This window comes from Rhodococcoides trifolii (genome assembly GCF_014635345.1).
GTDB classification, from domain to species: Bacteria; Actinomycetota; Actinomycetes; order Mycobacteriales; family Mycobacteriaceae; genus Rhodococcoides; species Rhodococcoides trifolii.
In genome coordinates this window covers 19,755-33,510 of the sequence record NZ_BMCU01000004.1, presented here as the reverse complement: position 1 = coordinate 33,510, position 13,756 = coordinate 19,755, and the positions used below count along the sequence as shown (strand labels likewise).

The 13,756-nt window shown below is 65.5% G+C and carries 15 protein-coding genes and 1 tRNA gene; 7 read left to right on the top strand and 9 right to left on the bottom strand.

Features of this window, described 5'->3' with window-relative positions; translation table 11 throughout:
* Positions 1–46: 46 nt before the first annotated feature.
* From IEW02_RS17715 to IEW02_RS17700, 4 genes are all read right to left on the bottom strand, one after another.
* Positions 47–134 (bottom strand) — tRNA-Ser (locus IEW02_RS17715).
* 59 nt (positions 135–193) lie between these two features.
* Positions 194–391 (bottom strand): CsbD family protein, encoded by a 198-nt coding sequence (locus IEW02_RS17710; RefSeq protein WP_188546222.1) that lies wholly within the window; start codon positions 389–391, stop codon positions 194–196.
* A gap of 118 nt (positions 392–509) precedes the next feature.
* Complete coding sequence (locus IEW02_RS17705) at positions 510–947, bottom strand: nucleoside deaminase (RefSeq protein WP_188546606.1); 438 nt, start codon at positions 945–947, stop codon at positions 510–512.
* Between the two features lie 38 nt (positions 948–985).
* Complete coding sequence (locus IEW02_RS17700; protein WP_188546221.1) at positions 986–1,522, bottom strand: tRNA adenosine deaminase-associated protein; 537 nt, start codon at positions 1,520–1,522, stop codon at positions 986–988.
* Between the two features lie 71 nt (positions 1,523–1,593).
* Between IEW02_RS17700 and IEW02_RS17695 the strand changes: the two genes are divergently transcribed.
* Entirely contained in the window at positions 1,594–2,532 is a 939-nt protein-coding gene (locus IEW02_RS17695) for a prephenate dehydrogenase (protein WP_188546220.1), read from the top strand.
* Positions 2,533–2,550: 18 nt separating this feature from the next.
* Here the strand turns inward: IEW02_RS17695 and IEW02_RS17690 are convergent, their stop codons facing one another.
* The 3 genes from IEW02_RS17690 to IEW02_RS17680 all read right to left on the bottom strand — a co-directional run bounded on the left by IEW02_RS17690 (position 2,551) and on the right by IEW02_RS17680 (position 6,994).
* The gene (locus IEW02_RS17690) at positions 2,551–3,162 is read right to left on the bottom strand and encodes a putative glycolipid-binding domain-containing protein (RefSeq protein WP_268236749.1); all 612 of its coding nucleotides are present in this window, start codon (positions 3,160–3,162) and stop codon (positions 2,551–2,553) included.
* Positions 3,163–3,339: 177 nt separating this feature from the next.
* A complete protein-coding gene (locus IEW02_RS17685) occupies positions 3,340–5,175 on the bottom strand; it encodes an ABC transporter ATP-binding protein (protein ID WP_188546218.1) in 1,836 nt (611 codons plus the stop codon).
* Entirely contained in the window at positions 5,168–6,994 is a 1,827-nt protein-coding gene (locus IEW02_RS17680) for an ABC transporter ATP-binding protein (RefSeq protein ID WP_308933193.1), read from the bottom strand. The genes IEW02_RS17685 and IEW02_RS17680 overlap by 8 nt, the downstream gene beginning before the upstream one ends.
* 97 nt (positions 6,995–7,091) lie before the next feature.
* On the opposite strand from IEW02_RS17680, the gene IEW02_RS17675 reads away from it, so the two are divergent.
* The 6 genes from IEW02_RS17675 (at position 7,092) to IEW02_RS17650 (ending at position 12,401) form a co-directional block, all read left to right on the top strand.
* Positions 7,092–8,252, top strand: a complete 1,161-nt coding sequence (locus tag IEW02_RS17675) for a DNA cytosine methyltransferase (protein WP_229746133.1) — start codon at positions 7,092–7,094, stop codon at positions 8,250–8,252.
* Entirely contained in the window at positions 8,252–9,064 is an 813-nt protein-coding gene (locus tag IEW02_RS17670; RefSeq protein WP_188546217.1) for a hypothetical protein, read from the top strand. Before IEW02_RS17675 ends, IEW02_RS17670 begins: the two co-directional genes overlap by 1 nt.
* A gap of 136 nt (positions 9,065–9,200) precedes the next feature.
* Positions 9,201–10,166 (top strand): esterase/lipase family protein, encoded by a 966-nt coding sequence (locus IEW02_RS17665; protein ID WP_188546216.1) that lies wholly within the window; start codon positions 9,201–9,203, stop codon positions 10,164–10,166.
* Positions 10,167–10,174: 8 nt separating this feature from the next.
* The gene (locus IEW02_RS17660; RefSeq protein ID WP_188546215.1) at positions 10,175–10,606 is read left to right on the top strand and encodes a very short patch repair endonuclease; all 432 of its coding nucleotides are present in this window, start codon (positions 10,175–10,177) and stop codon (positions 10,604–10,606) included.
* 11 nt (positions 10,607–10,617) lie between these two features.
* Positions 10,618–11,286: a DUF998 domain-containing protein gene (locus tag IEW02_RS17655; protein WP_188546214.1), complete on the top strand. Its 669-nt coding sequence runs from the start codon at positions 10,618–10,620 to the stop codon at positions 11,284–11,286.
* Positions 11,268–12,401, top strand: a complete 1,134-nt coding sequence (locus IEW02_RS17650) for an NAD(P)/FAD-dependent oxidoreductase (protein WP_188546213.1) — start codon at positions 11,268–11,270, stop codon at positions 12,399–12,401. Before IEW02_RS17655 ends, IEW02_RS17650 begins: the two co-directional genes overlap by 19 nt.
* Positions 12,402–12,412: 11 nt before the next feature.
* Here the strand turns inward: IEW02_RS17650 and IEW02_RS17645 are convergent, their stop codons facing one another.
* Together IEW02_RS17645 and IEW02_RS17640 are read right to left on the bottom strand one after the other, a co-directional pair.
* Positions 12,413–12,967, bottom strand: coding sequence for a dihydrofolate reductase family protein (locus IEW02_RS17645; RefSeq protein WP_188546212.1), 555 nt, complete (start codon positions 12,965–12,967; stop codon positions 12,413–12,415).
* Positions 12,968–12,993: 26 nt separating this feature from the next.
* Positions 12,994–13,743, bottom strand: a complete 750-nt coding sequence (locus tag IEW02_RS17640) for a class I SAM-dependent methyltransferase (protein ID WP_188546211.1) — start codon at positions 13,741–13,743, stop codon at positions 12,994–12,996.
* Positions 13,744–13,756: the final 13 nt, after the last annotated feature.

Here is a 13,756-nt window from a genome sequence, read left to right as displayed (position 1 = left end):
ATACGAAGAAGCCCCTCACCCGCGATGGCAGATGAGGGGTTCTCGGCGGTGGCGGAGAGATTTGAACTCTCGGACGGGGGTTACCCGTCACGCGCTTTCGAGGCGCGCTCCTTAGGCCGCTCGGACACGCCACCGACGGGTACGTTACCCGACGGTCCGGCTGTATTCGAAATCGACCGGAAGCGCGAGGAGACTACTTGCCGGTCAGCTTGTCCTTGATGTCGCTGATTCCGTCTTTGACCTTCTCGACGCCGTCTTTCACGGCGGAGGAGGCCTGATCGCCCTTGCCTTCTTGGCGCAGGTCTTCGTTACCGGTCGCGGTGCCGGCGCCCTCTTTGGCCTTCCCCTTGAGGTCTTCGGCCTTGTTGCTGATCTTGTCGTCGAGTCCCATTTCTGGTTCCTTACGTTCAGGTGAAGCTCGTATCTTCCGCCCCTCCATTTCGGCAAGGCAGGCGACGCAACATTGCGTCTGATCATGCAACGAACTGATACCCGTAAAGGTGCCGACGCTAAACGCTGCGTCGCTGAGAAAACCATGTGCGAATCGACTCGGCGCAATCCGCTTCGAGCACGCCGCCCCTGACCTGCGGCCGGTGGGTCAGTCGACGGTCACGCACCACGTCCCACAGCGAACCGACTGCCCCGGTCTTGGGCTCCCACGCACCGAACACCACCCGCTCCACGCGCGCGGCGACCAGAGCTCCTGCGCACATCGTGCACGGCTCCAGGGTCACCACCAGAGTGCAGCCACCCAATCGCCAGCCGTCGCCGTGGCGCGACGCCGCCGACCGCAGCGCCAGAATCTCCGCATGCGCCGTCGGGTCGTGCAGCCGTTCACGCGCGTTCGAGGCAGAGGCGATTTCAATACCGGACCCGTCGAAGATCACGGCACCCACCGGCACGTCGTCACCCGAGGAATTCCCGGCGACGTCGAGAGCTCGCCGCATCCACACGTCGTCGCCCTGAACTTCCGAAAAAGCCTGCACTACCGAGACAGTTTGTCGAGCACCGCGGCGAACTCGTCCGCGAAACCGAGCCGGTTCGCGATGTTGCCCAACTGCTCGTCGGGATAGAGATCGGTCTCGGCGAGGATCACCGACAGAACCGGTTCGGGCAGACCGAGATCGGCCAGCACGGCGAGGTCGCCCTCTTCCCACGGTTCGACGTCGTCGAGGTCGTCCTCGTCGATGTCGGGGATGTCGATGTTGAGCTTGTCGAGAACGTCCGCCGCGATGTCGTAGTCGATCGCCATCGATGCGTCGGAGAGCAGCAGCCGGGTCCCCGACGGCGCGGGACGCACGATCACGAAGAACTCGTCGTCGACGTCCAACAGCCCGAACACGGCACCGGCACTGCGCATCTCACGAAGCTCGGTTTCCGCCTTGCTCAAGCTGACCAGAGCGCCGCTGCCGAGGGCGCTGCAGGTCCATTTGCCTTCTTCACGCACGACCGCGACGGCGAACCCTTCGAGGTCGTCGTCGCGGTCCGACGAGGCGCTCTTGCCCCCACGCTGTGTGGCCATGCGCGCAACCGTAGTCCGAGATGTGCGCGTCCATGAAGTCAACCTCCTCTCCATGTGGAAACCTGTGTTCGATGGACAGACCGGTATGCATTCTGGGCTTGGGATTGATCGGGGGCTCCCTGCTCCGAGCGGTCGTGTCGACCGGACGGATCGCGTGGGGATACAACCGTTCCTTCGGGTCGGTGGAGGCTGCGAGGTCCGACGGATACGACGCCGAGAACGACCTCGAGGCGGTCCTGCGCCGGGCGGCCGTGGCCGATGCGCTCGTCGTCATCGCCGTTCCGATGACCGCAGTCGACTCCGTTCTGGACGCGGTGGCGAGGTACGCGCCGAACTGCGCGCTCACCGACGTCGTCAGTGTGAAGGCGGAGATGGCCGGCGCGGTCGCCGCACACGGACTGAGCGCCCGCTACATCGGCGGTCACCCGATGGCGGGGACCTCCGCGTCGGGCTGGATCGCGACGGACGAGGACCTGTTCCGCAATGCGGTGTGGGTTGTGAGCGTCGACGACGGCGTCGATCCGGACGTGTGGACGACGGTCGCCAGGCTCGCGCTGTCGGTCGGATCGGTGGTGGTGCCGGCCGCGTCCGACGAACACGATCGCGCGGTCGCGCGGGTCTCACACCTCCCGCACCTGCTGGCCGAGACGCTTGCGGCGGTGGGCGCCGCCGGCGGAGACCTCGCACTCAGGTTGGCCGCTGGATCGTTTCGCGACGGGACCCGCGTCGCCGGAACGTCGCCCACGCTGGTCAATGCGATGTGCGAAGCGAATGCGGCCGGTCTGACGGCGGCGCTCGACGATGCGATCGAGCGGCTCGTGCAGGCACGCGAGGCGCTGTCGAACGACAGCTCGACCGCCGAGCTCGTGGACGCGGGACACACCGCCCGCCGACGCTACGACGACCAACTGCAGTGGTGGGAGATCACCGACGTCACGATCGGCGTCGGCGACTGGGTCACCGCGCTTCGCGACGCGGGACGCCGCGGGGGCGTACTTCAGAGCCTGTGAACCTGCAGAGCCTGTGAGCTAGATGCGCTCTGCGAGGCCCTTGTAGTCGAGTACGAAACCGTCGGCGTCCAGCGTGACCGTCGAGTTGCCGACGGGGGACACCACGTTGACCGATCCGGGAGTGCCAGAGTAAGTGAGGACTTCACCGCGCGCGGTGAGTGTGGGCAGTCCGACGTAGACGACCGGAACCTGCTGCTCGCCTTCACTCTCCTGCAGCTTCAGGCGGCGAACGGCGAGAGTGTTGAAGAACGGGCTCCACACCAGGTCGACGTCCAGAGCGCCGCCGTACATCGAGCGCGTGGGGGCCGCGCCGTTGTCGACGAGCCAGTACCCCTCGGAGTCGCGGCTGATCGAAATCTGCTTCTCGCCCGTGGCCAGAGCGGCGCGCACCGACAGCCGACGAGTCTTGCCGGCCTCGTCCGTCACGAGGTCGTAGGACGCGGAGAACGCGGGATGCTCGTCGCACGCGCCACCGATGATGCGTCCGGCTGCCTTGATGCGGTTTCCGTTCAGCTGCACTCGCACCGATTCCATACGCGGTGCGTTGTGCGCGCGGAACGTCAGGATGTTCGGCCACGTTGCCGGGCTCGCATCTGCCGTCGTCTGCGTGTCGGTCGAGGGAGTACTCACACCGTTACGGTAAGCCACCGAGGCACCCCAAGTGCCGGAGCCGACCGAATTGGTCGGATATCTGTTACCCCGCACTGACCTTGATTGCCGAAACGCATCGATGTCAAACATTCGAGCTGGGCAAACTCCGCGGCGGGTGTGGTGCGCGGCACCTAGGAAGTGCACTGGGGGAACAGCTCACACGAGACTTTCGCGCCAACCTTCGTGCAGGTCGGCAAACCGACCACCCTGTTCGACGAGTTCGTCCGGAGTCCCGTCCTCGACGATTCGTCCCTGGTCCATCACCAGAACACGATCGGCGATGGAGACCGTGGACAGCCGGTGCGCGATGATCAATGCCGTACGCCCACGCAGCACCGTTTCCAGTGCGCGTTGCACGGCCCGCTCGCTGGGCACATCCAGGCTGGACGTCGCCTCGTCGAGAATGACGACCGAGGGCGACGCCAAGAACACCCGCGCGAACGCCACGAGCTGACGTTGCCCCGCGGACAAGCGGCCGCCGCGCTTGCGCACGTCGGTGTCCAGACCGTCGGGCAGGGTTGCGGTGAACTCGTCCAGTCCGACGGCCGAGGCGGCGGCTCGCACCTCCTCGTCGGATGCGTCCGGCCTCCCCAGCCGAATGTTGTCGGCCAGCGATCCGCCGAACAGGTACGCCTCCTGGGTGACCATGACCACCCGTTCGCGCAGGTCCGTGTCGGCAATGGACGTGAGGTCGACCCCGTCCAGTGACACGGCGCCCGACTTCGGGTCGTAGAACCGCGCGAGCAGCTTGGCCAACGTCGATTTGCCCGCGCCGGTGGCTCCGACCAGTGCGACCACCTGGCCGGGAGGGACGTCCAGGGTAAACCGCGGCAGAACTGGCACCTGTCCGTATCCGAAGGTGACGTCGTCGAACATCACGTGACCTGCGCGGGTCGACGGAACGACCGGATGCTGCGGCTCACGCACCGCCGGCTCCTCGTTCAGCACGCCCGACAACTTCTCGAGTGCCGCTGCCGCCGACTGGTACGCGTTGAACACCTGGGCGAGTTCGTCGAGCGGGCCGTAGAACCGGCGCAGATAGAGCAGGTATGCGGCCAGTACACCGATCTCGATGTGTCCGTTCACGATCCGCCAACTTCCGAACACCAGAACGATGACCGTGGTGATGTTTCCGACGAGCCTGATGGCACCGGAGAAGCCTGCCATTCCGCGGAAGGCAGAAGCGTTTGCGTCGGAGTAGGCACCGTCCTCCTCGGCCAGGATCGAATTGTTGCGACCCTCGCGTCGGAACGCCTGGACGGCACGAATGCTGCCCATGGACTCGACGAAGTGCACCACCACGCGCGCAATTGCCGTGCGTGTCTTGCGGTATCCGCGTCGCTGCTGCCTGCCCGCCCACCTCGTGAGGTAGACGAGCGGGACGAAACCGGCCAGCACGACCAGGGCGAGCGGGACGTCGAGGTAGACGAGAATGACCGCGATGGTCGCCACGGACAGGACTGCGGTCAACGCGTCGTTCAGGGCTGTTTCGAGAAGTGCCTGAATGGATTCGATGTCGCTGGTGAGCCGCGAGATCACCCGGCCCGAGGTGTATCGCTCGTGGAAGGAGATGCTCAGTCCCTGTGCGTGACGAAACACCCTGCGGCGCAAGTCGAACAGAACGTCTTGACTCAGTTTGCCCGACACGGTGAGGAAGAAGTAGGTGGTGACCGCGCCGAGCGCACCGGCGCCGATGTACCCGCCGGCCGCGATGACCAACGGTCCCCAGTTTCCCAGCTGCGCCGACCCCACACCGCGATCGAGTGCGTAGGCGACGAACAAGGGCCCGGCCACGTTTGCGGCGTTGTCGACGAGGATGATCAGCATCGCCAGCAGAGCACGCTTCTTGTACGGACGGAGCAACGACGCCAGCAGCGTGCGAGAGTTCTTGGCCAGCGCCATGTTCACCGAGACGGAGTCCTCCGTCGACTCGTCGGCGTCGCCCCTCCAGTCGCGAGCAGGCAGGAGGCCGGTCGTGTCGGAATCAGCCATGGGTCGACCCCATCACGTGGCGGTAGCGGGCAGAGGTGGCAAGCAAACTCTCGTGGGTGCCCTGGGCGGCAATGGTTCCGTTGTCGAGCAGCAGCACTCGGTCTGCCAAGGCGGCAGTGGACGGGCGGTGCGCCACGAGCAGCGTCGTCGCGGTGCTCAGCACATCCGCCAGCGCCTCGTGAACCAGCTGCTCGGTGTTGACGTCGAGCGCGGACAGCGGATCGTCGAGAACGAGAATGCGCGGTGTCCCGATCACGGCCCGTGCCAACGCGAGTCGCTGACGCTGACCGCCCGACAGGGACAGTCCTTGCTCACCGATACGGGTATCGAGACCCCAGGGTAGGTCCGCGACGAACTTCTCGGCATGCGCGACAGTCAGTGCAGCCCAGACGTTCTCGTCGGTGACAGCGGGACGACCCATCGTGATGTTCTCGCGCACACTGGCGGAGAACAGGGCCGGTTCCTCGAAGGCGACCGCCACCAGCGACCGCAGGTCGCTCAGTCGCATCTCGGACACGTCGAGTCCATCCACCGTGACCGAGCCGGCGGTGACGTCGTACAGCCGCGGAATCAGCGAGGTGAGTGCGGTCTTGCCGCTGCCCGTGACACCCACCAGCGCAACGGTTTCCCCCGGCTCGATGGTGAACGACACGTCGTGCAGAAGGATGCGATCGGCGTCGGGAAACGAGAAACTCACGCCGTCGAAACGCACCGCTCCGCGGACCTGCTTCGGGAGATCGACCGGATGCAGCGGGTCGTCGATGTCGGCGGGAAGATCCATGATCTCCCAGTAGCGGTCGGCCGCAGTGCGGGAGTTGCCCAGTTCCGAGATGAGAAATCCGAAGGCCTCGATGGGCCACAGGAGCGAGGCGACGATGGCCAGAGACGCGACCAACGCACCCGTCGTCATCGTCCCCTGCGTGATAGACCAGGCTCCCACGCCGAGCATCGCGCCGATCGCGATCGGCGGTAGACCGACGATCACGGACCACAGGATGGCCATGTACCGCACCTTGTCGAGCTCGGTTCCGCGCAAGGTGCGCGCTTCGCGAACGAAGCGCTTCGCTTGATGATCACTGCGGCCGAATGCCTTCAGGACGCGTATTCCGTGGATCGATTCCTCCACGGTCGTCGCGACGTCACCGGACTGCTCCTGGGCACGCCTGGACACCACGCGGTACAGAGATTCGAAGCGGGCGCAGATGAGAATGAGCGGAACCGCCAGGACGAGAAAGATCACGCCGAGAATCCACGACAGCCACGTCAGAATCAGCGCACCGGCCACGATGGTCACGGTGTTGATCAGCAGGAACGGGGCCGCGAAAGCGACGAACCGCCGCAGCGTCGACATGTCCGTTATGGCACGCGAGAGCAGCTGCCCCGAATCCCACCCGTCGTGCCGACCGATGGACAACGACTGCAGCTTGCGGAACAACGCGCCGCGGGCCTCGATCTCGAACCGACTCGACGGCTCGGCCATCAGGTAGCGGCGCAACCAGATGGACCCCGCGTCGACAAGACCGAGTACGAGAACGCCCAATGCGGGCAGCCAGACGCCGGCGAAGTCGCGTGCGACGATCGGTCCGTCGACGATGTGCTGGGTCAGCAGCGGAATGACGAGAGCAGTGCCGGTGCCGAGAATCGAGATCACGATCGACAACACGATGGGAACGCGATACGGCGCAATGAACGGGAGGAATCGGAGCAGCGAGGACCGAGATTCGTCCGGGGTCACCGAACGCTCGGTGCTCCGCACCGGATCCAGCACGCCCGCACTCACCACGGTCCACCCTTCTCGACTGACCAGTCCATAGTCCACGTAAGGACCCCGTGGTCCAACCGAATTACGGCGCCACGCATTCCTTCACGGACTTCTGCGGTCGGGATTGTCGGACGGCTCGAGTAGCCTTCCTTCAATGAGCGCAGGGAGCATGGTCGGGCTGTTCGCCGGAATCGGCGGCCTCGAACTCGGGCTCTCCGGGCACGGCTGGTCGACGGAACTTCTCTGCGAAATCGACGAGGGCGCCGGTGCCGTTCTACGCACACGGTTCCCGGACGTTCCCCTCCATCCCGATGTCACGAGCTTGCGCGCCCTGCCGCAGCGAACCGATCTCGTGGCAGCGGGCTTTCCGTGCCAGGACCTCTCGCAGGCCGGCCGCACCGCCGGTATCACCGGCGACCGCTCCGGACTCGTCGACCACGTCTTCCGTCTCGTCGCGCGTCGGCGCGGACCCAAGTGGCTCCTGATCGAGAACGTTCCGTTCATGCTGCAACTCGGTCGCGGCGCGGCGATGCGCCACATCACCCACGCCCTCGAAGACCTCGGGTACATGTGGGCTTACCGCGTGGTCGACGCTCGGGCCTTCGGCCTTCCGCAGCGCCGTCAGCGCGTGATCATGCTGGCCTCACGCACCGAAGACCCGCGTGAGGTGCTGTTCGGACAGGACGCCGGTCCCGCTCTCGACGCCGAACCGGACGAGCACCCGTGCGGCTTCTACTGGACCGAAGGCGTTCGTGGCCTCGGCTGGGCGGTCAACGCAGTGCCGACGCTCAAAGGTGGGTCGACGATCGGTATCGCCAGTCCCCCGGCCGTCCGCCTGCCCTCGGGTGAGCTGGTCACGCCGGGTATCACCGACGTCGAGCGGTTGCAGGGCTTCGACCCCGACTGGACGGCTCCTGCGACGTCGCTCCCCGGTGTTCGCGCCGGCCACCGGTGGAAACTCGTCGGCAACGCGGTCAGCGTCCGGATGGCGTCGTGGGTCGGGGAGTCGCTCACCGCACCGACCGTCTACGACCCGTCCGACGACACGGCGATCATGCCCGGTCAGCGGTGGCCGACGGCGGCGTGGGGCCGGGACCGCACCGCGTGGAAGGTGCCTGCGAGCACCTGGCCGATCCATGCCGAGTACGAGAATCTCGACGGATTTCTCGACGAGTCCAAGTTGCTGTCCGCCCGCGCTACCGCCGGATTCCTCAAGCGTGCTCGGTCGGGAAACCTGCGCTTTCCAGCAGGATTCCTCGACACCGTCGACAGTCATCTCGACCGAATGACCAGCGAGCCTGCGGCGGTCGCCTGATGTTTCCGCTCACGTTCGCCCTCGATTTCGCCGGGGACAAACCCCTCCCCACCGCCGACCGCGGCGAGAAGAAGAACTACGCGCAGCGGCTGTCGAACCAGCTCGCGCAGTGTCTCGCTGACGCCCTGCGGCCCCGGTATCCGTCGATCACACCCGACGCGTACGGCGCCGGCCAGGAGGCACAGGTCGACGTCGCCAAGGGCCGAAAGAGGTTGGACGTCAAGGCACTCGACCCCACACTCGGGTTGATTCTGTGCATCTCCATCAAGACCTACAGCTTCCAGGACTACAGCCCCAGCAGCGGTCGGCTCGGGCGCTGGACCAAGAACATCGTCCGCAACGATCACGAATTACGCGGCGAGGCAATGGTTCTGCATCAACGTCAGCCGTACAGCGTGCTGGTTGCGGTGATGTTCGAGCCGTGGTCCACCTGCGAGGACGGCGATCCGTCCAAGAGCAGCGACACCGGCAAGAGTTCGTTCGCACACCACGTCACCACGCTGTCCAAACGGTCGGGTCGCGGAAAGCGCGCGGTGGTCGGCGGTGAAGGCAAAGCGTGGATCGACCTCGGCGCCGAGGACACTCGCTACGACCTGTTCGAGAAGGTGTTCATCGGTCTCTACGAACCCGAGGGTCCGTACCGCGGTGAAGTCAGGTTCTTCGACGTCGACGAGGCGCCCCCGCGCAACGGCCGGCCGTCGGACCGCACCACGCTGGCGTTCGAGGAATTCGTCGACGTGGTTCACGGTGAGGTGGAGAGGCGCAATCGGTTCGCTCCCACCTGGTCGGACCCCGAAGATGAGGACGAGTAACTACATCGGTGCTGCAAAGCGGGAACCAGTCACAGCGGAAAAGCGCAGGTGCCGTGCGGTCCGCGCCCGCAGACTGAGGATGCGTCCGCCGTAGTCGTTCTGCGGTAGCGATCGACGCACCCCGGGGGTTGTTAGCATGAGAGTTCTTCTGATGGTCGTGCTGCTGATGTTCGCGTCGGCCGGTGTCGCGTCGGCCGGGGGCATGACCGGCGGCGCCCCGGTTCAGAGTCCTGGGCCCGCACTCACCGTCGACCGAATTCAGCTTCGCCACGCCCTCACCTGCACGCCTGATCTGGCGCACGCGAAGAAGGACCCCGTGCTGCTGACCCCGGCGTTCGCCACCGACACCCAGTCGTTCGGGTGGAACTATTCCAGATCACTACCGGCGCAGGGGTTTCCGGTATGCAGCCTGTCCATTCCAGGCGGTGGATTCGACGACCTGCAGATCGCCGCGCAGTACGTCGTCTCCGCCGTGCGAACCATGCACGAGGCCAGTGGCCGCAAGGTCGTCCTCATGGGTCACCAGCACGGACCTCTCGACGAGATGTGGGCGCTGAAGTTCTGGCCCGACCTTCCGGCTCTCGTCTCGGACTTCGTGTCGCTCGCCACCCCGTACAACGGCACGCAGTCCGCACGAACCGGATGCGACAGTTCGAAGAAGTGCGGGCCGGCGAACTGGCAGATCGCGACCGGGTCGGCGTTCCTCGCCGCGCTGAACTCGCGGCCGCTTCCCGCAGGCCCGTCCTACACCTCGATCTACACCATGTTCGACGAACTGATCTACCCGCAACCGACCGCCAGCACCATCGGCGGCGTCGGGGCCTCGATCGCGGTGCAGGACGTCTGTGCGTACCGACCGGTGGAGCACTTCGGCATCCTCAGCGACAACGTGACCTATCTGCTGGTGATGGATGCATTGACTCACGACGGACCGGCCGACCCAGCCCGTATTCCGAAGAAGTCCTGCCTCACTGTGGCCGCGCCCGGTCTCGACCCGATCGGATCGGCGCTCTCCGGCCCCGCAACGGCAACGTCCGCCGTGATCAACACCGTTCAGCAGGCAGTCGCAGCCGAACCACCGGTGGCGGAGTACGCGCGCTAACTTGGGGTATGCCGCAGCCTGATCCCGGCCGGCCTCCGGCCTCCCCGCAGACCGACTCCGCGACCAGCGCGCGACTGAGCAAGCAGCGGCGGCGCGACACCAAACCCGAGGTGGCCCTGCGTCGAGAACTGCACAGCCGAGGCCTGCGGTACTTCGTCGACCGCGCACCACTGAAAGGTCTTCGCCGCCGTGCCGACCTGGTGTTTCCGCGTCGCAAAGTCGCGGTGTACGTCGACGGCTGCTTCTGGCACAGCTGCCCCATCCACGCCACCCACCCCCGCAACAACGCACAGTGGTGGGCCGACAAGCTGGCCGCCAACGTCACTCGTGATCGGGACACCGACGCGCGCCTGATCGCCGAGGGGTGGACCGTCGTGCGGGTGTGGGAGCACGAGGATCCGGCGGATGCGGCGGAGAAGGTGGTCGCGGCGCTCGCCTAGTCTTCACCTCGATGAAGATGCGTACGCTCCTGGCCGTGATCGTGGGGCTGGCCGGAATCCTGTACTCGGCGTGGGTCCTCGAGTTCGTGCTCGACACCGGTCTCGACCCGATGCGGTCGTTCCTCAGCGAGCTCGACGCCGCCAACCGACCGTTCCGCGAGGTCTTCTCGTGGGGTGACCGCATCACCGGCACACTCGCTTTGATCGGCGCGGCGATCGGGTTGTCGATACTCCCGCGCAGACGGCTCACCGTCGTCGGATGGAGTGCGTTCGGCGTGTTCGGCGCCTCCACGATTGCCGACGCGTTGGCCCCCATCGAGTGCATTCCGGGCATCGACCCCGGCTGCCCCAGTGGCCCGAGCGGCCTCTTCCCCCAGCTGCACCACATCCACGCGCTCACCAGCAGCGTCGCCGTGTTCGCCATCTTCGTCACCATGGTCACGTTCACTCTCGCCGCCCGGCGATACGGATCGTGGCCACTGCTGCGGACCTGGGGCCTCGCAGTGTTCGTGGTCGTCACCGTCACCACTGCCTGGATGTTGATTGCCGACAACCTGCCCGGTGACTATTCGCTCGGCCTGGCCCAGCGGATACAGATTGCGGGGATGTCGGTGTGGATGGTGATGTTGGGCGTGGCGTCCTACCGAACGCCCGCTGTGACTTGGAAAGGCCATCCATGACTTCACCGGACATCATCGTCATCGGCGGCGGAATCGCCGGGGTCTCCCTCGGCTACGAACTTGCCGACGACCATTCGGTCCTCCTACTCGAGCGCGAGTCGACGCTGGCGTTCCACACCACCGGACGATCGGCGGCGCTGTTCCTCGAGACGTACGGCAACCTGCCGATTCGAGCGCTGACGACGGCGAGCCGATCGTTTCTGGAGAACCCACCTTTCGACGCCGAACTACTCTCACCCCGCTCACTTCTGGAATTTGCCCGTCCGGGACGCAGCGACGACCTTCGCGCGTTCTACGACGAGATATCTGCGCTCACGCCGAGTGCCGAGTTTCTCACCGAACCCGAAGCGAGAGAACTGTTTCCGCTGCTCCGAGAGGGTTACGCCGAGTCGGCGATCTACGAGCCGGGGTCCATGGAGGTCGACGTTCACGCCCTGCATCAGGGCTACGTCCGCGGCCTGCGTAGCCGGAGCGCAGAGATCCGCACGACGAGCGGGATCGTCGGGTTGACGCGTACCGAGAACGAGTGGACCGTCACGCTGGCCGACGGGTCGACCGTCGCCGCTCCCATTGTCGTGAATGCGGCAGGTGCATGGGCCGATTCGATCGCCGAGTCGGCGGGCGTGCCAACCATCGGCCTACAGCCGATGCGCCGCACCATCTTCATGGTCGGCGCACCGGACGATGTCGACACGAGCCGGTGGCCGACGGTCTCGGACATCGACGAGGCGTTCTACATCAAACCCGAAGGTGCGCAATTCCTCTGCTCCCCCGCTGACGAGACACCCACGCCACCGAGCGACGCCAGACCGGACGAACTCGAGATCGCGCGTGCCCTCGACGAGATCAACGATGCGACCACGCTGAATGCCCGCCACGTGCGCACCTCGTGGGCCGGCCTCCGCAGCTTCGTCGCCGACCGCACCCCCGTCGTCGGTTTCGACCCCGAGGCCGACGGCTTCTTCTGGTGCGCAGGACAGGGCGGCTACGGGATCCAGACGTGTGCGGCACTGGCGCGGGTAGGTGCGGCACTTGTTCGGCAGCAACCCATTCCGGCGGATGTGAGTGCACGCGGGTTGGAAGTTGAGCACCTTGAGGTCGGGCGGCTCCGGTAGACACCAGTGTGTCAGCGGACAGGCCGGTAGCTCGATTCGATGGCACCACTGCCCAGGACTCGACTCGAGTGCAGTTCCAGCCTGAGCCGGTCGAAAAGACCATCCGACGATTCGGGGAACAGCCGATCACCGTGACCGACCACGATGGGAAGCACGGTGACGTTCAGCTGATCCAACATCTTTCGGACCAACAGTTCTCGCACCACGGATGGGCTACCGGCCACCAGAATGTCTGCGCCCGAATGGTTCCGCAGCTCCTCCAGTCGGGCGAACGGGTCGGTGGACAGCACCGTGGTCCCCGGCCACTGCGGGTCGCTCATGGTGGTCGACAGGACGTAGCGGTCGACACCGTCGAGGAAGCCCAGCATCGGTGAATCCAGATGATGTTCTCGGAGTGAGCGATAGCCCTCGTAGGACCGCCGTCCCATCACCGCCGTGTCGGCGCCGTCCCATGCGGCGGTGATCGAGGCGAACAACTCGTCGTCGAAGTAGGCGAACTGCCAGTCGTCGTCGGCCTGGACGACGCCGTCCAGCGACATGAACATTCCTGACGCGATGGTGCGCATGAGAGACCTCCTTGGTGGCCAATGTGTCAGTGTCGGAGCGGATCAGGCAACGATCCGCCGATGATCCACGCACGTGATCCGAAGTGCACGCCCGCGTCGGTTTCGTGAGCGGCAAGGGTTGAGCGCAACCGCCCGTGCTCGTCGTCGACGCCCCACAGACCTGAGATGGCTTCGAGCGCAGCAGAGCTGTCCGAGCCGTAGTAGACAGGTCGGTCGACCTCGGTGAAGGTGACGTCGACAAAACCGCTGGCCGTGAGAATCTGTTCCGTAGCAATCGGATCGGCGAGAGAGAACGGGTCGGGGCCGCCGCTGCGAGGCGCACCGATAGCGTCGTGGATGGAAGAGGCCCACTCGTTGCGTTCGTAGCCTTGCCACACCATGAAGCAGATTCGCGCACCCGGTCGTAAAGCGCGCGCGATGTTGGTGAAGGCAGCTGTCGGGTCGGCGAAGAACATCACCCCGAACCGGCTTATTGCGAGGTCGAAGTACGATTCCGGAAACGTGTGGGTCTGAGCGTCCGCCAACAGGTAAGTGACATTGTTCAGGTCAGCCTCACTGAGATGGATTGCACGTTCGAGCATCTGCGCCGAAACATCGACACCGAGAACCGTCGTGGCTAGCTTCGCAGCTTCGCGGGTTGTCTGTCCTGTGCCACAACCTATGTCGAGCACTCGGTCACCCGGTCGCACTGCGGCGGCGGCGCGCAGCAATTCGTTGTGGAGCCGCAACTCCGCGTCGTAGTCGAACAAAGCGGCCGACCTTCGCTCAGACGTCACACGGCGGAGGGTA

What these genes read in the sequence shown, in the direction of transcription:
- IEW02_RS17710 (WP_188546222.1), bottom strand. Translation starts at nt 391, where the DNA reads ATGGGACTCGACGACAAGATCAGCAACAAGGCCGAAGACCTCAAGGGG.
- IEW02_RS17705 (WP_188546606.1), bottom strand. Translation starts at nt 947, where the DNA reads ATGCGGCGAGCTCTCGACGTCGCCGGGAATTCCTCGGGTGACGACGTG.
- IEW02_RS17700 (WP_188546221.1), bottom strand. Translation starts at nt 1,522, where the DNA reads ATGGCCACACAGCGTGGGGGCAAGAGCGCCTCGTCGGACCGCGACGAC.
- IEW02_RS17695 (WP_188546220.1), top strand. Translation starts at nt 1,594, where the DNA reads ATGGACAGACCGGTATGCATTCTGGGCTTGGGATTGATCGGGGGCTCC.
- IEW02_RS17685 (WP_188546218.1), bottom strand. Translation starts at nt 5,175, where the DNA reads ATGGCTGATTCCGACACGACCGGCCTCCTGCCTGCTCGCGACTGGAGG.
- IEW02_RS17675 (WP_229746133.1), top strand. Translation starts at nt 7,092, where the DNA reads ATGAGCGCAGGGAGCATGGTCGGGCTGTTCGCCGGAATCGGCGGCCTC.
- IEW02_RS17670 (WP_188546217.1), top strand. Translation starts at nt 8,252, where the DNA reads ATGTTTCCGCTCACGTTCGCCCTCGATTTCGCCGGGGACAAACCCCTC.
- IEW02_RS17665 (WP_188546216.1), top strand. Translation starts at nt 9,201, where the DNA reads ATGAGAGTTCTTCTGATGGTCGTGCTGCTGATGTTCGCGTCGGCCGGT.
- IEW02_RS17660 (WP_188546215.1), top strand. Translation starts at nt 10,175, where the DNA reads ATGCCGCAGCCTGATCCCGGCCGGCCTCCGGCCTCCCCGCAGACCGAC.
- IEW02_RS17655 (WP_188546214.1), top strand. Translation starts at nt 10,618, where the DNA reads ATGAAGATGCGTACGCTCCTGGCCGTGATCGTGGGGCTGGCCGGAATC.
- IEW02_RS17645 (WP_188546212.1), bottom strand. Translation starts at nt 12,967, where the DNA reads ATGCGCACCATCGCGTCAGGAATGTTCATGTCGCTGGACGGCGTCGTC.